This window comes from Nitratireductor alexandrii (assembly GCF_004000215.1).
Taxonomy (GTDB): domain Bacteria; phylum Pseudomonadota; class Alphaproteobacteria; order Rhizobiales; family Rhizobiaceae; genus Mangrovimarina; species Mangrovimarina alexandrii.
The window spans coordinates 243,732-260,721 of the sequence record NZ_RBVY01000004.1; the positions used below are offsets into that span (position 1 = coordinate 243,732).

17 protein-coding genes are annotated in these 16,990 nt (G+C 66.8%); 3 read left to right on the forward strand and 14 right to left on the reverse strand.

The features are described from left to right. Positions 1–36 precede the first annotated feature (36 nt). From EP380_RS10705 to aroA, 8 genes are read right to left on the reverse strand one after another with little or no spacing between them, the layout of a single operon-like run. On the reverse strand, positions 37–858 hold the full coding sequence (locus EP380_RS10705; protein WP_106569396.1) for a phosphate ABC transporter ATP-binding protein: 822 nt from the start codon (positions 856–858) through the stop codon (positions 37–39). After that, entirely contained in the window at positions 855–1,688 is an 834-nt protein-coding gene (locus tag EP380_RS10710; protein WP_127598522.1) for a PstA family ABC transporter permease, read from the reverse strand. Before EP380_RS10710 ends, EP380_RS10705 begins: the two co-directional genes overlap by 4 nt. Next, entirely contained in the window at positions 1,672–2,583 is a 912-nt protein-coding gene (gene pstC / locus EP380_RS10715) for a phosphate ABC transporter permease subunit PstC (protein WP_127598524.1), read from the reverse strand. Before pstC ends, EP380_RS10710 begins: the two co-directional genes overlap by 17 nt. Continuing rightward, positions 2,540–3,367, reverse strand: coding sequence for a phosphate ABC transporter substrate-binding protein (locus EP380_RS10720; protein WP_127598526.1), 828 nt, complete (start codon positions 3,365–3,367; stop codon positions 2,540–2,542). The genes pstC and EP380_RS10720 overlap by 44 nt, the downstream gene beginning before the upstream one ends. Continuing rightward, a complete protein-coding gene (locus EP380_RS10725) occupies positions 3,364–4,260 on the reverse strand; it encodes a transglutaminase domain-containing protein (protein ID WP_127598528.1) in 897 nt (298 codons plus the stop codon). Before EP380_RS10725 ends, EP380_RS10720 begins: the two co-directional genes overlap by 4 nt. Next, on the reverse strand, positions 4,257–5,753 hold the full coding sequence (locus EP380_RS10730; RefSeq protein ID WP_127598530.1) for an alkaline phosphatase family protein: 1,497 nt from the start codon (positions 5,751–5,753) through the stop codon (positions 4,257–4,259). Before EP380_RS10730 ends, EP380_RS10725 begins: the two co-directional genes overlap by 4 nt. Further along, on the reverse strand, positions 5,750–6,511 hold the full coding sequence (locus EP380_RS10735) for a class I SAM-dependent methyltransferase (protein WP_127598532.1): 762 nt from the start codon (positions 6,509–6,511) through the stop codon (positions 5,750–5,752). The genes EP380_RS10730 and EP380_RS10735 overlap by 4 nt, the downstream gene beginning before the upstream one ends. Before the next feature lie 26 nt (positions 6,512–6,537). Then, positions 6,538–7,863: a 3-phosphoshikimate 1-carboxyvinyltransferase gene (aroA, locus tag EP380_RS10740; protein WP_164749825.1), complete on the reverse strand. Its 1,326-nt coding sequence runs from the start codon at positions 7,861–7,863 to the stop codon at positions 6,538–6,540. A 478-nt stretch (positions 7,864–8,341) separates the two neighbouring features. Between aroA and EP380_RS10745 the strand changes: the two genes are divergently transcribed. Further along, the gene (locus EP380_RS10745; RefSeq protein WP_164749826.1) at positions 8,342–9,382 is read left to right on the forward strand and encodes an isopenicillin N synthase family dioxygenase; all 1,041 of its coding nucleotides are present in this window, start codon (positions 8,342–8,344) and stop codon (positions 9,380–9,382) included. 57 nt (positions 9,383–9,439) lie between these two features. On the opposite strand, the gene EP380_RS10750 is transcribed toward EP380_RS10745, so the two are convergent. After that, entirely contained in the window at positions 9,440–10,324 is an 885-nt protein-coding gene (locus EP380_RS10750) for a LysR family transcriptional regulator (RefSeq protein ID WP_106569387.1), read from the reverse strand. Positions 10,325–10,396: 72 nt separating this feature from the next. Here EP380_RS10750 and EP380_RS10755 point away from each other — a divergent pair, with 72 nt between their 5' ends. Further along, complete coding sequence (locus EP380_RS10755; RefSeq protein WP_238719823.1) at positions 10,397–11,419, forward strand: permease; 1,023 nt, start codon at positions 10,397–10,399, stop codon at positions 11,417–11,419. Between the two features lie 118 nt (positions 11,420–11,537). Continuing rightward, positions 11,538–11,885: an ArsR/SmtB family transcription factor gene (locus tag EP380_RS10760; RefSeq protein WP_127598538.1), complete on the forward strand. Its 348-nt coding sequence runs from the start codon at positions 11,538–11,540 to the stop codon at positions 11,883–11,885. A 26-nt stretch (positions 11,886–11,911) separates the two neighbouring features. On the opposite strand, the gene EP380_RS10765 is transcribed toward EP380_RS10760, so the two are convergent. The 5 genes from EP380_RS10765 to EP380_RS10785 are packed head-to-tail and all read right to left on the reverse strand — an operon-like array spanning position 11,912 to position 16,986. After that, on the reverse strand, positions 11,912–12,772 hold the full coding sequence (locus EP380_RS10765) for a bifunctional 5,10-methylenetetrahydrofolate dehydrogenase/5,10-methenyltetrahydrofolate cyclohydrolase (protein WP_127598540.1): 861 nt from the start codon (positions 12,770–12,772) through the stop codon (positions 11,912–11,914). After that, complete coding sequence (locus EP380_RS10770; RefSeq protein WP_127598542.1) at positions 12,772–13,932, reverse strand: hypothetical protein; 1,161 nt, start codon at positions 13,930–13,932, stop codon at positions 12,772–12,774. Before EP380_RS10770 ends, EP380_RS10765 begins: the two co-directional genes overlap by 1 nt. 54 nt (positions 13,933–13,986) lie before the next feature. Next, positions 13,987–14,844, reverse strand: coding sequence for an ABC transporter permease (locus EP380_RS10775; protein ID WP_106569383.1), 858 nt, complete (start codon positions 14,842–14,844; stop codon positions 13,987–13,989). A gap of 9 nt (positions 14,845–14,853) precedes the next feature. Beyond that, entirely contained in the window at positions 14,854–15,669 is an 816-nt protein-coding gene (locus EP380_RS10780; protein ID WP_199190388.1) for an ABC transporter ATP-binding protein, read from the reverse strand. A 36-nt stretch (positions 15,670–15,705) separates the two neighbouring features. Then, on the reverse strand, positions 15,706–16,986 hold the full coding sequence (locus EP380_RS10785) for an NAD(P)/FAD-dependent oxidoreductase (protein WP_238719824.1): 1,281 nt from the start codon (positions 16,984–16,986) through the stop codon (positions 15,706–15,708). Positions 16,987–16,990: the final 4 nt, after the last annotated feature.

The window sequence follows — 16,990 nt, forward strand, 5'->3', positions numbered from 1 at the left end:
TCGAGCGCCGGCCTCTCGGCGGGTTTTGCGCCCGGCCTACGCCAACCGGCCGTTTAGATAATCGTCGGTGACCTGGTTTTGCGGCCGCTCCGACAAATCCGCCATCGTGCCGTGCTCGAGCAGGTAGCCGGTTCCGCGCCGTGTCCAAAACAGCGCGCACTGATCGGCGATCCGTCGTGCCTGAGACAGATTATGCGTGACGATCACCAGCGTGACGCTGTCCTTGAGTTTGAGCAGCAGACGCTCGATCGTCATCGTCGACATCGGGTCAAGCGCGCTGCACGGTTCGTCCAGAAGCAGGATTTCGGGCCGCGTGGCCAGCGCCCTGGCAATGCACAAACGCTGCTGCTGGCCGCCGGACAGCGCGCAGGCGGACATGTCGAGCCGGTGGCCGATTTCCGCGTGCAGGCCGACGGCACGCAGGCATTCGTCGATGCGCGCGTCCCGGTCCGCCCGCCGGCGCACGCCGAATTCACTCAACACGATATCGAAATTGCGACGGATGGAGAACGGAAACGGGTTGGGTTTTTGAAATACCATGCCGACCCGCTTGCGCAACCGCAGGAGATCGGCGCCCCGCGCCAGCACGTCGGTATCGCGAACAAGGATACGGCCGGACGCGTTCGCACCCGGGATCAGGTCGATCAGCCGGTTGACGCAGGTCAGCAGGCTGGTTTTGCCGCAGCCCGACGGGCCGATCAGCGCGGTGATGCGCCCTGGCGGGATCGACAGGCTGACATCCGACAGGGCCTTGATGGCGCCATAGGCGACCGTGACGTTTTCGACGCGGATATGGCTCGCCTCGGCGCGGCCCGGCGACAAGTCGAGCTTTCGGGTTCCTGTGGCTTGCACGTTCATACGAAATCCCTGCCTTGCTTGCCGTCCAAAGCCGTGAACAGGGCGACGACGGCGGCGACCGACGCCAAGAGCACGGTGGCGGTCGCGAACGCATTGCCGTCGCCACCGGGAACGTTCATCGCCAGGTCGAGAATATGGACCGCCAGGGTCCGTCCCGAATCGAAAACCGAATCCGGCATGCGCACCACGTAGCCGCTGGTGAAGATCAGGGCGGCGCTTTCGGCGACCGCGCGCCCGAAACCGAGCCCCAGCCCGGCGAAAATGCCCGGTGCGGCGGCCGGCAGCATGATCGACCAGACGATCCGCCGCTGCGGCAGGCCGAGCGCGTAGCCGGCCCTGCGGTCTTCGCCGTGCATGCGCAAGGTGGTTTCGGCCACGCAGGCCGCGATCGGCAGGATCATCAGGGCGAGCGTCAGCCCGCCGGCCAGAATGGAAAAGCCGAAGCCGAGCCAGTCGCAGAAGATCATGTTGCCGGCCAGACCGAAGACGATCGAGGGAACGGCGGCCAGCACGCCCAGGCAGCCCCGCGTCAGGCGCGCGGCCACGGTGTGCGGGCCTACCGCCTCGACCAGAAACACCGCCGCCCCGACCGCAAGAGGCAAGGCGGCCGCCAGCGCCACCCCCGTCACCGCCGCCGTCGACACAAGCACCGGCGCGATGCCGCCGGCGCGCCCGGCCGCGCGCGGCGCGGTGGTGAGGAAGTCCCACGACACCAGCGCAGCACCGCGCGTGACCACATGCATAACGATTGCAGCCAGGACGAGCACCACCGCCGCCACCGCCGCGCGCACCACAAGGTCGTTGACGAAGGGTCTAAGATTGCGGTGCATCGGCCCCGCCCCAGCAGCGGCGCAAGACGAGCAGCAGCCCGACCATGGCCATCAAGAACAGGCCCGAAACGAACAGGGCCGAGCGGTGGACGTCGATGGCGTAGGCCATTTCGAGCGCGATATTGGCCGGCAGCGTGCGCACGGACGCAAACGGACTGTCTGGCATCGCGACCGCGTTTCCGACCACCATCAGCACGGCCATCGTTTCGCCCAGCGCGCGGGCGAGCCCGAGCATGCAGGCGGCCGCCACCGCCCCCTTGGCCGACGACAGCACGATGCGCTTGATCGCCGCGTGACGGGCGCATCCGAGCGCCAGGCTGCCCAGATAGAGCGAGGCCGGCAATTGGCGCAGGCCCGCCTCCGCCAGAACGGCCACGGTCGGCAGCACCATGATCGACAAGACGATCACGCCGGCCAGGAGCGACGTGCCGGGCGGCTGCCAGGCGGCGATGTGCGGCACCAGCACAGTCATGCCCCACAGGCCGTAGACGACCGAGGGAATGGCCGCCAGGGTCATCAGCACCACGCGAAAGGCGGCACCGGCGACATCGCCGGCGTAATAGCGGATATAGACCGCGCACAGGATTCCCAGCGGGCCGGCGACGGCAAGCGCGCCGGCCGAAACCGCGAGCGTGGCCGCGACCATCGCCACCAGGCCGTATTCGCCGGCGGTCGGATACCAGTCGCCATCGGCCACGAAGGCGCCCAGTCCCGCCTCGGTCAGCGCGGGCGCGGAGCCGATCGCCAGCACGATCAAGACGCCGGCCATCGCTCCGATCGCCAGAACGCCCGAAGCCCACAAGACGACGACGAAGACGGCGTCTTTCAGCGCGAGCGGGCCGCGAAACAGCCTAATCCGAGGCGGGCGAGAAATAATGGTCTGAGATGAGGTCATGCACCTGTTGTCCGGAGGCAAACCGCAAAAACGCTTCGACCGGCGCCGCGGGGTCGGGATACGTGACCAGGTTCAGCTCTCGTCTGACCGGGTACGACCCGTTTGCGACATTGGCGGAAGTTGGAGCGACGGCCCCGAGCGCGATCGCGCGTATCGGGGTCATGGCGCTTGCGTGATATTCGGCCGCGCCGATCGAGATGTAGCCCACCGCCCTTGGGTTGCCGGCCACCACTTTCACCGCCTGCTCGTTGTCGCCGATGATGGTATGGGCGCGGATGTCGCGAATATCGAGATCGAGATAGTCGAGGAAGATTCCCAAGGTCGAGCGGCCTTCGGCCTTGCTGACCACGGTGATCGGCCCGTCCCAGGAACCGAACGCCTCCCAGCGCGTCGCCTGGCCGGTGTAGATCGCCCGCACCTGGTCGTCGGAAAGCCGTTCGAGCGGATTTTGCGCATGAACGATCAGCGCCACGCCGTCCCATGCGATCCGCGTGGCCGCGACGTCGTTTTCATCCGCGCCGAGCGCCCGCGACACCATGCCGATATCGGCGAGCTTGCGCCGGACGTCCGACAGGCCCCTGGAAGAGCCGCCGGTCTGGACATCGACCTGCACGCCCGGATGCGCGGCCTCGTAGCGCTGGGCGATATCCATCATCAACGGCGCGATCGTGCTCGAGCCGGTAACGACGATGCGCACCTCCTCCTGGGTATGGGATACACCCAGGCCGGCGAACGTCAGCGCAAGGGAGAAGGCGGCGATCACAGTCTTTCTGGCCGACATCATACGCTCCTCGTTGCCCAGCTTGCCGTTTGCGGCGGCCGTGCCGCGTGCCGGATCTCGGCGTCAGCCCGCATGGGCTGTGTCAGCACCGCGCTGGTGGCCGCCTCGGGCAGGCTGCCGTCGGCCAGAAGCCAGCGCGGGCGGGCGAAATGGCTGATCGCCGGCAAACGGGTCGTCGCGGTCTCGAAAACCAGTCCGCGCCCATGGGAAAACGCGGCCCGGACCCCGCCCAGGGGGTTCAAGCCGGCCACCGGTCGTGCCAGGCCGGCAATCAGGCAATGCGCGACATCCCAATCGCACCGGCGTCCCGCCGCCTCGGTGGCGATCCAGCAATGCATGCCGTCGGCGCGGCAGCCGCCCCGGTTGCGGCCGAAATGAAACCCCGCGAAATAGGCCGCGCGGCGCCCGGCAGCCCGCAGGCAGGCAAGCAGGGCGGTGTTGATATCGATGCAGTTGCCGGATCGCACGCCGCAAAACGCCGCCGGGCGCGCCAGATCGGGATTCGGCCCGCCATAGCTGAACCGGCGCGCCACCGCCGCGACAATGTCGTCGTCGCCATGGCCTGCCGCGCATGCGGGTCGCTCGAGGGCGAGAAATTCGGACAGATCGCCGGCAAGCCTCGTATAGGCATTGTCGAAATCGGCAAATTCGTCGGTTTTGACCGTCCCTGTCCCGGCCGCGAAATGGAAGGAAAATTCGAGGCTCGCGCCGAACTCGCCCTCGAACAGATAGGCGCGCTGGCCGCTCCGGCTTTCGCGGACGATCCGGTAGGGCAAGGGGCAGGGGGCACAGAATCCGACCAGGGTCTGGTGCACCGTGTCGGGCGGCTCCGGCACCAGCAGGCCGATCGCGGCGGCGGCACGTTCGTGCGGGTCGATGCGCAGCGTTATGATCATGCCAGGCTCCGTTGTCTGCAAATCAGCGATGGCGCGTCGCCAATCCCGGCCGGATCGACGCCCAAAAGCGCGGCCATGGTCGCTGCGACGTTGTCGAGCCCGCCCGTCTCGAGCGCCCAGTCGGCCCGCCCGCCATCGGCCGCAACGATGGTGAAGGGGACCGGGTTTGCGGTGTGGGAACCGAAGCCGCGGCCCCGATCGTCCAAAAGTCGTTCGGCGTTGCCGTGATCGGCGGTGACCGCCAGCGTCCAGCCGGTGTCACGGGACTGGGCCACGATGGCGGCAAGGGCCCGGTCGACGGCGGCCGCCGCCTGCCGGCACAGGCCCACGTCGCCGGAATGCCCGACCTGATCGAGATTTGGAATATTGACGACAAAACCGGTCTCGCGATCGCTCGTCATCACCTCGCGGCAGGCGTCCACCGTCTCGTCCACCCGCATGCGCGGGTTTTGTTCGGGACCGCCCGGCGTGTCGGGGATCGCCACCTGGCGTTCCCCGAGCGATTGCCGGAAACCGTTGAAGAAATAGGTGACATGCGGAAATTTGCAGTTTTCCGCGATCCGCGTCAGCGCGATGCCGCGCGCCTGCAGGGCCTGCGCCAGACCGCCCGAAAGGCTGCGGGTCGGAAAGAAGACGTGCGCGGCCGGCACGTGTTGCGTGATGGTGGTCAGCGTGGCGACACGGCAGCGCGCGGCAAGCGCTTCGACCGTCTGCACGGCGCGATCGGCGCGATGGCTTGTGACCAGCACGGCCTCGCCCGGCGTGAGCTGGATGTCGGCATCGACCCGGTGAGCGGGGAAGTCGCGCTCGCTGTTGTCCCAGCAAAAACCGTCGAGATGCCGGCGATCGAAGCGCGGCAGCGCGTCGGCGCTCGTAAGCGCATCGACCAGATGCCGCGCCAGGGCGCGGTTTCCGGACCGGTCGGCGAACCAGCTCCGTCCGATCACGACCCCGAGCCGCGCCGCCGGAACCCGCGCCGCCAGCGCCTGCCGCAACGTGTCGAGCAATGCGGGCCCCGAGCCGCGCATCGCATCGACCCCGTCGAGCACCGGGTGCACCACGACGGTGGAAAATCCGCCGCGTCCGGCCAGGTCAGCCGCCTGGACGATGGTGCGCCAATGGCCGTGAACGCCGGCGTCGGAGACAAGGCCGAGAACGTGGATCCGGCCATTTTGGGCCGTCTCGTCGCGCAAGGCTCGCCAGACGGGGCTTTTTTTCCAGGCGCCCGACCGGTAGGCACGGTCGATCGCAACCAGCGAGGAGACCACGGTGCGGCCCATGCCGAGGGTGAGATGCCCGACTTCGGAATTGCCCGCCTGGCCGTCGAACAGCCCCACGGCATCGCCGCTGGCCCTGAGCGGAACCATGCCGTAGCGATCGAACAGGTCGAACAGAACCGGCATGCAGGCGCGGTCGACGACATTGCCGGGCGAAGGCGCGGCGAGGCCGGCGCCGTCCAGGATGACCAGACCGGCTTTGGCACGAGCGGTCATCGGTCCGCCGCCGTGGCGACATGGATGACGAATTCCGACCCGTCCGGGTCGAAACCGACCCCGCGCGGGCCATAAAGGACGGGCGCGCAGAAGCCGCTCGCCCGGATCGCCGCGCCGACCTCGCCGGTCGCCCAGGCGCGCGTTCGAATGGTGGCCGGCGCATGGCCGGCCGTCCGGTAGGTGATGTCGACAACATCGGGCTCGACCACGGCAAGATCGACCGAAGCCTTGAGACCGGTGCAGCAATAGGTGCGATCCTGTGCGGATATCCGCCCGGCAAGCAGCGCGTCATAATTGCGATGATCGAGCACCAGCGTGCCCCCGTCGCCAAGCAGCCGCCGAAAATTGCACAGCGCGCGCTCCAAATCGGCACGCGAAAACAGATGCGCGATCGAATTGCCCATGCAGATCACCGCGTCGAAGGGACCGGCGGGCAGGCTTTCGTGATCGAGCCAGTCGCCAAGCGCGCAGGGCACCGCCCGTGCGGCCATGGTGGCGATGTTGCGCCTGGCCTGTTCGACCATCTCCGCAGCCCCGTCGATCGCGGTGACGGCGAACCCGGCCTGCGACAGCAGAACGGCATGAAAACCGGTGCCGGTGGCCGCATCGAGCACCGAGCGGGCCCGCCTCGCGCTCAAGACGTCGACAAGAAAGCTGCCTTCGGCGGCGCGCCGGTCGGCCCAGCCGAGCAGGGCGTCCCATTGCGCGACCAGCGCCGTGTCGTATTCGTCGCGGTAACGCGTGGATGAGGTTTGCATCGTTTCCTCCCGGCAACACACACCAGCTAGAGACCGACACCGTAAACTTTGGCCAGACGCGCATATTCGCGCCAATAGTCGGGAAAGGATTTTGCAACGCAGGCCGGGTCCTCGATCGTGATGCCCGGGCACGCAAGCGCGGCCAGCGAGAACGCCATGGCGACGCGATGATCGTCATAGGTGTGCACCGAGGCGGGCCGGGGCCCGGTTCCGTCCGGCGCGATCTCCAGCCAGTCAGGGCCTTCCCGCGCCGGAATGCCGATGCGGCGAAGCTCCTCGGCGGCCGCATGAAGCCTGTCGCACTCCTTCAGGCGCAAATTGGCGATGTTGACGATTTTCGTCCTGCCCTTTGCGAACGCGGCAACCACGGCGAGCGTGAGCACCATGTCGGGCATGGTCTCCAGGTCGACCTCGATGCCGCGCAACGCGCCTTCGGGTCCGCGCAACTCGATCTCGCCCGGCGTCGCCGCAACCGCGCACCCCATCTCCTCCAGCACGCGGACAAGGCCGACATCGCCTTGCGCGGACGCCGTACCCAAGCCCGAAACCCGCACCGTGCCGCCGAGAATGGCGGCCGCGCCGAGGAAATAGGACATCGCGGAGGCGTCGGGCTCGACCGCGATCGAGGCCACGGCCGGCTGTCCGGGCTGTACGCGCCAGATCTGCGGCCCGACCGGCGCGACGTCGACGCCGGCCGTCCGCATGGCCGCCACGGTCATGTCGACATAGGGACGGGAGACGAGATTCCCGGTCGCCTCCACGTGAACCGGGCCGTCCGCAGGTTCCTGGCGCGCGGCCGACAGCAGCATGGAGCTGGTGAATTGAGACGAGACCGAGCCGTCGACCCGCCAATGCGCGCCGGTCGGCCTGCCGCCGACAATGCGCACGGGAAGGCACCCCGGATTGCCGGTTTCATCGACCCGGCGGCCGAGCGCCCGCAGCGCCTCGATGCCGCTCGCCATCGGCCGTTCGCACAGCCGCCGCGTTCCGGTAATGGTCGTCTCGCCATCCGCATCCGCGGCCATCGACAGCAAGAAGCGAGCCGGCGTGCCCGCCGCGCCGATATCGAGCGGTCCGCCCGGCGCGCCAGGCCTGCCGCCGGCGCACGCATTTTCGACCCGGAAGGCGGCCCGGGCCGTGTCGGCCTGAACCGACAGCCCACCGAACCGGTCGATGCAATCGGCGAAGCGTACCGTGTCGTCGGCATGCAGCGCACCGGTCACGCTGGTGGTGCCGGACCGCGCCGCAGCCAGCGCGAGCGCGCGATTGGTGAGGGATTTCGATCCCGGCAGACGGGGCTCGAAAAACGGCGACCGGGTACGGGCGGAGGTAGTGGTGGACGCGACTGTCATCAAATTCACCAACAAAAACAAACGGTACATCGCCCGCCGACATATCGACGGAACCCGCATGACGACCGGGAAGTCCCAAGATGAGGCGGCAGGTCGAGAAACGACTGAACCAGCCGCCGAAGGATCGCCACATAACTAGTTTATTAGAATTTACATACAACCAAGAGTCAATGATATTTATTTGATACAATTTATAGGCGAATTTGCCGCGAACGAAGCCCGGACCCCATCGTTCGGGTCGCGCACACTCGGTCTCCGCTTCATCCTCACGCTTCCGCCGCCGGCCTGTGCCGCCACCTCGCGTCTGGCGCTTGACAGGGCGTCAATACAACTATAAAGTTAGTTTTATAGTGACATAGCAACCGATACCGATGCCCGGCCGCAGCCGATGCGGTCGTCGATGGCGCGCGCCGATCCGCCGACCAGGCGGGCTTTGCAAGGCAACCGCCAACGACCTCACCCCAGGGAGGACCAGGAGATGACAGCAACGACTTCTTCCAACCAAACCGACGCCCTGCCGGCCGGCGAAGCCGCCCGCGCTGTGCCGCCCGCCAAGTCGATCCCCTTCACCGAAATTCCGCTCGTCGACTTCCAAGGCTTCCGGAACGGCACGGACGCCGACAAGAAGCGCGTCGCCGCCGAGATCGGCAAAGCGCTGAACGATGTCGGGTTCTTCTACCTGGTCAACCATGGCATACCCGCCGAGGACGTGGCGGCCGTGTTCGCCGCAGCACGCGGCTTCTTCACCCAGCCCGGCGCGCGCAAGAACGCGGTTTCCAGCGCAAACACCAGCAACCATCGCGGCTATTTCCCGATGGGCGGCGAGAATGTCGATCCGCTTCACACACGTGACCTGAAGGAAGGTTTCGACATCGGCTTCGAGGGGACGCTCGCGCAGGAAGAAGCGCGCAGGGGCGGCTTGCGCGGCCTCAACCAATGGCCCGACGAACCGGCCGGTTTCCGTCCCGCCCTGGAGCGCTATTACGAACACAGCGTCGCGCTCGGCCGCGATTTGTGCCGCGCCTTCGCGCTGGCGCTCGACATGGAGGAAGACACGTTCGACCGCGAGATCGAGCACTCCGAATCGCGTATGCGCCTCCTGAGCTACCCGCCGCAGCCGGGCGGTCCCAAGGACAGCCGCGCCTTCGGCGCCGGCGCCCACACCGATTGCGGCTGCCTGACCATATTGGCTCAGGATGCGCTCGGCGGACTGGCGGCACGCAACAGCGCGGGAGACTGGATCGCCGTCGATCCGATCGAAAACGCGCTGATCTGCAATGTCGGCGACATCATGGAGCAATGGTCCGGCGGACGTTTTGCCAGCACGGTCCACCGGGTCATCAACGATTCGGACCAGTATCGTTATTCGGTGGCGCTGTTCTTCAACCCGAATCTCGACGTCGTGGTCGACGGTTTCAAGAGCCTGACCGGAGCCGAGAGCGCCGGCGGCAAGACGACGACCGAGGAATATCTGGGCTGCTGTTTCAGCGAAACCCGCTCGGCCTGCCAATTGCCCTGACCAGACCGGGGCGGCTGGAGGACGTGGCGCGCGCCGTGGCACCAATCGTGGCGCGCGCTATGTCGCGGCGGCGGCAAAAACGTTCGCGATGACCGTTGCCAGTCTCGCCGCCAGCGGCCCGGTCCGCCCGGGGGCTGCACTCAATACCAGATGGGTCTCGCCCAGCGGCGGCAGCACGTCGTCGGCGAGCATGCGCAACCCGGCCTGGCCCGACAGCGTGCTGTGCGGCAGGACGCCGACGGCGATGCCGGCGGCGATCGCGGCGCGAACCCCGGCAACGCTCTCGCTGGTCAGCACGATCCGGTAGTCGAGGTCGCAATGCCGCAACAGATCGAGGCAACGTTCGCGCCACCAGCAGGTTCGGTCGAACAAGGCCACCGGCAGCGGACGCAGGCTTTCCAGGTCCCGGAACCGGGATCCGGCCCACACCGCCCGCTCGGAATGAACGACCCGGTCAGTTGCGGCGATCTCCTGAGGCGAGTGCAGAGCGAGATCGAGTTCGCCATGCGCGAGCGCGCGCGGAAAATCCATGCTCGACATGCAGCGTACGAACAGACGTGCCGCCGGCTGGTCTTCGGCGAAGCCGGCCAGGATCGCCGGCAGGATCGTGTCGCTATATTCCTCCGGGACGCCGAGGCGGATTTCTTCGACGACCGGCGCGCCGCGCAATCGTGCGGCGGCCTGATCGAGCACGTCGACGACATGACGGGCGACCGGCAGCAATTGCTCGCCGGCCGGCGTCAGCATCACCCCGCGGCCATGTCTTTCGAACACGCGCTGCCCGAGCGCTCTTTCCAGTTTCTGCACCTGCAGGCTGACGGCCGATTGCGTGCGCAGGAGCTGCGCCGCGCCGGCACTCAAGCTGCCCGCCCTGGCGACGGCGAGAAACACGCGCAGCAGCGCGCTGTCGAGCGGGTCGCCCAAGCTATCTGTTTCGATCATGGCTGATATTTATCCTATTCGATTTATCAATAAAAGCTTTTCCCGTATGGGTCGTGTTCGAGGAGAGATGTCTTGAACAGCGTCCTGTCGCATGCCGATCGCCGGTTCATCCTTACGCTCGTGGCGATCGCCGCCGGCCTCGCCGCGACGGCGTTGTGGCCGCAAAAGGCGCAAGGCGCGGCGCTGTTCGCGCTCGTCAGCCTGGTCAAGGTCAGCCCGATGGTCGCCCTCGGCATCGTGCTGTCGGCCTGGGTGGCGGCCAGCGGCGCGGGGGCGGTAACGGCCAACCTGTTCAAGGGCCGGCCGTCGAGCGTGATCGTCACGGCCGCCGCGATCGGCGCCGTCACTCCGGTATGCGGGGTCACCGTGCTGCCCCTGATGACCGGACTGTTGGTGTCGGGCGTGCCGCTGGCGCCGATCATGGCGTTCTGGCTGTCCTCGCCGGTAACCGATCCGTCGCTGTTCACCGCGACCTGGGCCGTGCTCGGCCCCGGCTTTGCCATCGGCAAGACGCTCGCCGCCTTCGCGATCGGGATTTTCGCCGGTCTGGCAACGGCGCTCTTGCACAAAACGCGCATGGTGCAGGTGCCGCTGCGGGCGCATCCGCGGGGCGGACGAAATCCCGGTTGCGCGCCGGAAGCCGGCGGGTTTCGCCCGGCGGTATGGCGCGATCGGGTCCGCATGCGGACTTTCGCGCGCGAGCTCGCCTGGATGACGAAGCTCGTCCTGTTGTGCCTATCGCTCGCCTTCGCGGCGGAATATCTGCTGCGCGACCTGGTGCCGCCCGAGCTTTTGAGCGCCTATGCCGGGGCCGACTCACCCTATGCCATCCCACTCGCCGTAACGCTCGGCGCGCCCTTATATCTCGACGGCTACGCCGCCCTGCCGCTGGTGCGCGGCCTGCTCGACCTCGGCATGTCCGCCGGCGCCGCGCTCGGCTTTCTGGTCGCCGGCAGTGCGGTCAGCATCTGGGGCGTGCTGGCGGTCGTGCCGGTGCTGCGCGCCTCGACGCTGGGCCTGTTCGTGGCGCTGGCGGTGGCGGGATCGCTCGTCTCGGCCTATGCCTTCCAGGCGCTGTGGCAGGTTTTTGCCTGATCCCCGACCTGCGCCGCCCTTTCAAAAGGGCCAGACGGTCAACCGCCGGCAGCGGCGGCCGGCTTGACACCCCTCCATCCGACTAGTTTTATCGCGGCAAACCGGGGGAACGATCTCGATGTTGTCCGCACAGGACGCCGCAAAGGGTTTTGATGCCGTGGGGGCACCCGCGCGCATCGTCGTGCTTCTGGCGCTGGTGCGCGCCGGGCCGGACGGTCTTTTGATCGGAGAACTGCAAAAGCGGCTCGAGATTCCGGCCTCGACCCTGGCGCACCATATCCGCATCCTGCTCAATGCCGGTCTGATCAGCCAGGAGCGCCAGGGGCGCACCACCACCTGCCGGCCGAACCTCGACGCCATCGAGGAACTCGCCGCGTTCCTGATGAAGGAATGCTGCGCCGACCGCGCGCCGCAGCCGGCCGGACAGAGCACCGGGAGAGACGGCAAGGACGACGCGCGCGCCTGAGCGCGGTCCGCCGCAACGCGATGCGATCACGCCGCGCGGGCGGCGATCGCGACCAGGTTTTTGAGAAGCATGGCACGCGTCAGCGCACCGACCGAGCCATGGCGCGGCGTCACGAAGCCGGCGACCTGCGCCACCGCATCGTCGATGTCGGAAACGGTGCGGCCATCCGCGTCGGAAGAGATGCCCACGCCGATGACGGCCGCGCCCGGCTTGACCATGGTCTTGTCCACCAATCCGATTGTCCCGGCCGCGGAAACCACGATATCGGCGCGGTGCACCGTTGCGGCCAGATCGCGCGATCGGGAATGCAGCAGGGTGACGGTCGCGTCGATCCCCTTCAGCGACAACAGCATGGAAAGCGGCCGGCCGACCAGCATGCCACGGCCGATAATGGCGACCGCGCGGCCGGCGATGGCGATCTCGTGATGGCGCAGCAGCGCCAGCACGCCGGCGGGCGTGCACGGCACGATGTCGGGCGTTCCGGCGAGCAGGCGTCCGAGATTGACCGGATGGCAGCCGTCGACATCCTTGGCCGGGTCGATGGCGTCGAGAACCGCCGTCTCGTCGAGAGGGGCGGGCAGGGGAAGCTGCACCATGAAACCGTGCACGGCGGGGTCGCGGTTGAGCTCCGCGACGACGTCGAGCAGGCGCGCCTGGGTCGTCTGCGCCGGCAGGCGCACAATGTCGGCGGCAATTCCGGTTTCGGCGCAGTCCGCGCTCTTGCGCGCGACATAGGCGGCACTGTCGGCGCGGTCGCCGACGATCACGATGACCAGTTTCGGCGTGACGCCGCGGACCCTGAGGTCCGCGGCGGCGGTTGCGATCTCGCGCCGGAGCCGGGCGGCGAGCGCCTCTCCGTCCAGCAGGCAGGCGCGGGAAGCCGGCATCACTTCAGGCCGATCGCCGGATCGATGAAGCGGTTGGTGACAACGTCTTCCGGCTTGACGTCCGGGTTGGACCGTTCGTCGAGCCAGGGTTTTACGATGGCGTGCATCTCGGCGACGCGTTCCATGTCGAAATCGCCCAGCGTGTCGTTGACGCCATTGCCGACAATGCCGCGTTCCTTGAGCGTCTTGGAGGCGTATTCCATCTTGCCCATCGGGGTCTTCCACCAGCTGGTGGCGTGGCCGGCCTCGTTGAAGTCCGAGATCAGCTTGTTCACCTCGTCGGGATTGTTGACGTAGTCGATCCAGGCCTGCTGCATGATCGGCACCACCTTCTCCAGGCAGGGCGCGAGCTCGTCCAGGCGCGGCGTCGCCACCGACAGCATGCCGGTATAGTTGCGATAGCCGAGTTCGCCCACCGTCACCGCGTCGATCGGCTTGCCCCAATTGTTGCCGGTCGAGAAGCTGTAGGGCTCGCTGGTGACAAACCCCTGGTTCAGCCAGGTGCCGTTATTGGTGACGAAGTTCTCGCCGTCGCCGCGATAGCCTTCCACGAACACGTCGCGCGACACGCCCGACTGGACGAGATAAAGGCCGAAGGTGCGCTGGATGGTCGAGACATAGATCATGCCCTTGCCCGACTCGGCGAATTCCTTCAGGTCGTCCAGCGAGCGGAAGCCGTCCGGATAGGTGCCCTTGTCCCAGAACAGGCCCTGCGGGGCGTTGTCCAGCGGCGCGAACACGCCAACAGTCGGAAAGCGTTTGGAAAACAGGAAGGAATTGTCCAGTTCCTGGTAGCCGAGATGCGGCGTGACGCCGGCTCTCGAATTGCCCAGATGCAGCGCCGAATAGGCGGTCTCGCCGTCGCCGAGGCCGATGCCGCCGCCGCCTTCGAGGATCATCAGGTCGATGCCGGTGGAGCCGAGTGGCCCGACATATTTGCCCGCCGACATCTCGCCGGCAGCGCCGATCATCTGGTAGAAGCCGCCGTGCTCGGCCTGCGCCAGCCAGTCCTTCTGGATGATCAGCGGGTCGGGGCACACATCGGCCAGCGGCGTGGTGTAGTTTTCCTTGGCGAAGGCGCCGGGCTCCTGGGCGGCTGCGGTGCCGAGCGCGCCGGCGAACAGGCCCGAGGCGAGGGCGGTTGCTAATCTGTATTTCATCCGAAGTCTCCCATTTTCGGTTGCGAAGTGGTTCAAGGCTTGCGCCTTTCGTGGTCAGGTCGGTGCCGCGCCGGATTCATGCCATTCCGAAAACAGCTTGTTACCGAGCCAGGCGAAGAACAGATAGACGCTGATCGACAGGGCGGAGGAGGCGATCAGCGCGGCATACATCTGTTCGTATTTGAAATCGATCTTGGCGTTGATCAGCATCTGGCCGAGACCGCCGCGGCCGGCCAGGAAGAAGATTTCCGACACGATCGCGCCGATCACGGCCAGTCCGGCCGAGATGCGCAACCCGGCAAACAGCGCCGGCGCTGCCGACGGAAAGCCGGCCTTGCGCAGGATCACCGGCCAGCCCGCGCCCTGCAGCTTGAACAGGTCGATGACGCCGCGATCGACGCTCTTGAGGCCGAGCAGCAGGGTCGTGGGGATGGCGAAGAACGTGAACAGCGCCACGATCAGCACTTTCGGCATGAAACCGAAACCCAGCGCGCTCTGGATCAGCGGAATGATGGCCAGGATCGGAATCGACTGCAACGCCACCAGATAGGGAAAGAAGGCGCGTTCCATGACGTGGAAGCGGAACATGATGATGCCGAGCACGATGCCGATCGGGATCGAGATGCACATGCCCACCACCGCGATGGTGATGGTGACGAGCGCGCGGTCGACAAGCTCGGCGCGCACCTCCGGCAGGGCAAAGGCGTTGGTCCACAACGACCAGGCGTCCGGCATCAGAAACTGCCGGTGCGGTTCAAGCTGGGCTCTGGTCCACCAGTAGAGCAGCACCAAGAGGATGCCGAGAAGGATCGGCGGCATGATGGTGGTGAAAAAGCGCTGCAGCATGTTGGCCGGCGGCGGCAGCGGTACGGCGCGATAGGTCCGAGGCTTGGCTACGGGGGCTGTGGTCATGTCTGCCTCTCAATTCTCGATGGCCGCGCGCAGCGATACGGACAGGTCGCCGCACAGTTCGGAAAATTCCGGTGCGTAGCGCAGTTCCGGCGTGCGCGGATAGTCGAAGGGAACGTCGAACACGTCGAGGATCCGCCCCGGCCGGCGCGACATGACGACGACCCGGTTGGACAGATAGACGGCCTCGGGGATGGAGTGGGTGATGAACAACCCCGTAAAACCCTGGCGCATGAACAGCGCGATCAACTCGTCGTTCAGCCGCTCGCGGGTGATCTCGTCGAGGGCGCCGAACGGCTCGTCGAACATGAACACGCTCGGGTTGAGCGCCAGCGAGCGGGCGAGCGAGGCGCGCATCTTCATGCCGCCGGACAGTCTTTTGGGATAATGGTTTTCAAAGCCGGTCAGGCCGACCAGATCGATTTGTTCCTTGGCGATGCGCCGCCGTTCGGCGGCCGGGAAGCCGCGCAGCTCCATCAAAAGCTCGACATTCGGCATCACCTTGCGCCACGGCAACAGCGTGGCGTCCTGGAACGTATATCCGAGATGGTTGCGGTCGACATCGACGGTGCCGGCAGTGTGTTTGACCAGGCCGGACGCGATCTTGAGCAAGGTCGACTTGCCGCACCCCGATGGCCCGACGATCGACACGAATTCGCCCGGCTTGAGCGCCAGCGACACATTGTCGAGCGCCTCGGTGCCGTCGGGAAACTGCATCGACACATGATTGAAGGAGAGGGGCGCGTCGGCCGTCCCCGTCTCGGAGCGGGCGTTGGACGTATCTGCAGGGTCGTTTTCGGGCGGCATTGTCAAGGCTTGTGCCGTCATGGGTGTTCCTCCCTGGAATCTATGGTCACCGACTGGTCATGCGGCCAGCCGCCTGGCGAAGCGTTGTACGGAAAACGGCGATCGATCGATCGAGGACGCACGGCCGACCATCAGATCGGCGACAAGCCGTCCCGTCGAGGCACCCGAACACATGCCGACATGCTGGTGTCCGAAGGCAAAGACCACGCCCGGATAACGCGGCGAGCGATCGATGACCGGCAGGCTGTCGGGCAGGCAGGGCCTGTGGCCCATCCAGCGCGACGGCTTGCTGCGGTCGAGGTCGGGAAACAATTCGCCGGCGATGTCGGCCAGCCGGTCGGCGCGCGCATAGTTCGGCTTCGCCTTCAGCCCGGCCAGCTCGACCGTGCCGGCGATCCGCAGGCCGGGCCGCATCGGATTGACGAACACGCTGCGCTTGTTCCACATCACCGTGCGGTTCACCTCGATACCGGCCTGGGGAAAGGTGACGTGGTAGCCGCGCTGGGTCTCCAGCGGCACAACGGCGCCGAGCTTGCGCGCCAAACCCGCAGACCAGGCCCCGGCCGCCAGAACCAGCCTGTCGAGCGGCTGGCGGCCCTGGTCGGTGACGAGCGCGGTCGGGCCCTCCGGCGCCATCTCGATGTCCTTGACCTCGGCGCGCACGAATTCGCCGCCATTGGCGAACACCTGGGCCATCACCGCGTTGACCAGCAGGCTCGGGTCGACGGTCGAGCCGTTGTCGGGCGCGAAAATGCCGATCCGGAACCGCCGCGCCAACGCTGGCTCAAGCTGGCGAATGTCGTCTTCGCCGATCAGGTCCATCGCCGCGCCCAAATTGCGCCGCAAGTCGAGGGTCCACCGCGCCGCATCGAGTTCGGCCTGGTTTTCGTAAACATAAAGACAGCCATTGCGACGGATCAGAGTGCGGAACTCACCCTGCGGCAAAAGACGCTCATAATCGTCGAAGACCGGTTCCATCAAGGCGCGCATCGCGGTCGCCACGCGGGCCACCTCGTCGCGGCTGGCGTGGCGCAGGAAGCGCAGCAGCCACGGCGCGATCCACGGCAGATAGGACCAGCGCACGGTCAGCGGCCCCAGCGGATCGAGAAGCCAGCCGGGAATTTTGCGGAGCATGCCGGGCATGGCGACCGGCAGCACCGCGCTGGGGCTGATCGAGCCCGCATTGCCGAACGAGGTCGCCATGCCGGGCTCGACACGGTCGACGACCGTCACCGCGTAACCCTCGCGCTGCAGATAGGCCGCGCAACAGGCGCCCACGATGCCTGCGCCGACGACGGTGACGTGGCCGGGCGTGTCGGCCTTGGCTTGGTTCATCATGCCT

Bases quoted from the DNA above. Each gene is read 5' to 3' on its own strand.
- EP380_RS10705 (WP_106569396.1), bottom strand. From the start codon at position 858: ATGAACGTGCAAGCCACAGGAACCCGAAAGCTCGACTTGTCGCCGGGC.
- EP380_RS10710 (WP_127598522.1), bottom strand. From the start codon at position 1,688: ATGCACCGCAATCTTAGACCCTTCGTCAACGACCTTGTGGTGCGCGCG.
- pstC (WP_127598524.1), bottom strand. From the start codon at position 2,583: ATGACCTCATCTCAGACCATTATTTCTCGCCCGCCTCGGATTAGGCTG.
- EP380_RS10720 (WP_127598526.1), bottom strand. From the start codon at position 3,367: ATGATGTCGGCCAGAAAGACTGTGATCGCCGCCTTCTCCCTTGCGCTG.
- EP380_RS10725 (WP_127598528.1), bottom strand. From the start codon at position 4,260: ATGATCATAACGCTGCGCATCGACCCGCACGAACGTGCCGCCGCCGCG.
- EP380_RS10730 (WP_127598530.1), bottom strand. From the start codon at position 5,753: ATGACCGCTCGTGCCAAAGCCGGTCTGGTCATCCTGGACGGCGCCGGC.
- EP380_RS10735 (WP_127598532.1), bottom strand. From the start codon at position 6,511: ATGCAAACCTCATCCACGCGTTACCGCGACGAATACGACACGGCGCTG.
- aroA (WP_164749825.1), bottom strand. From the start codon at position 7,863: ATGACAGTCGCGTCCACCACTACCTCCGCCCGTACCCGGTCGCCGTTT.
- EP380_RS10745 (WP_164749826.1), top strand. From the start codon at position 8,342: ATGACAGCAACGACTTCTTCCAACCAAACCGACGCCCTGCCGGCCGGC.
- EP380_RS10750 (WP_106569387.1), bottom strand. From the start codon at position 10,324: ATGATCGAAACAGATAGCTTGGGCGACCCGCTCGACAGCGCGCTGCTG.
- EP380_RS10760 (WP_127598538.1), top strand. From the start codon at position 11,538: ATGTTGTCCGCACAGGACGCCGCAAAGGGTTTTGATGCCGTGGGGGCA.
- EP380_RS10765 (WP_127598540.1), bottom strand. From the start codon at position 12,772: ATGCCGGCTTCCCGCGCCTGCCTGCTGGACGGAGAGGCGCTCGCCGCC.
- EP380_RS10770 (WP_127598542.1), bottom strand. From the start codon at position 13,932: ATGAAATACAGATTAGCAACCGCCCTCGCCTCGGGCCTGTTCGCCGGC.
- EP380_RS10775 (WP_106569383.1), bottom strand. From the start codon at position 14,844: ATGACCACAGCCCCCGTAGCCAAGCCTCGGACCTATCGCGCCGTACCG.
- EP380_RS10780 (WP_199190388.1), bottom strand. From the start codon at position 15,669: ATGACGGCACAAGCCTTGACAATGCCGCCCGAAAACGACCCTGCAGAT.
- EP380_RS10785 (WP_238719824.1), bottom strand. From the start codon at position 16,986: ATGATGAACCAAGCCAAGGCCGACACGCCCGGCCACGTCACCGTCGTC.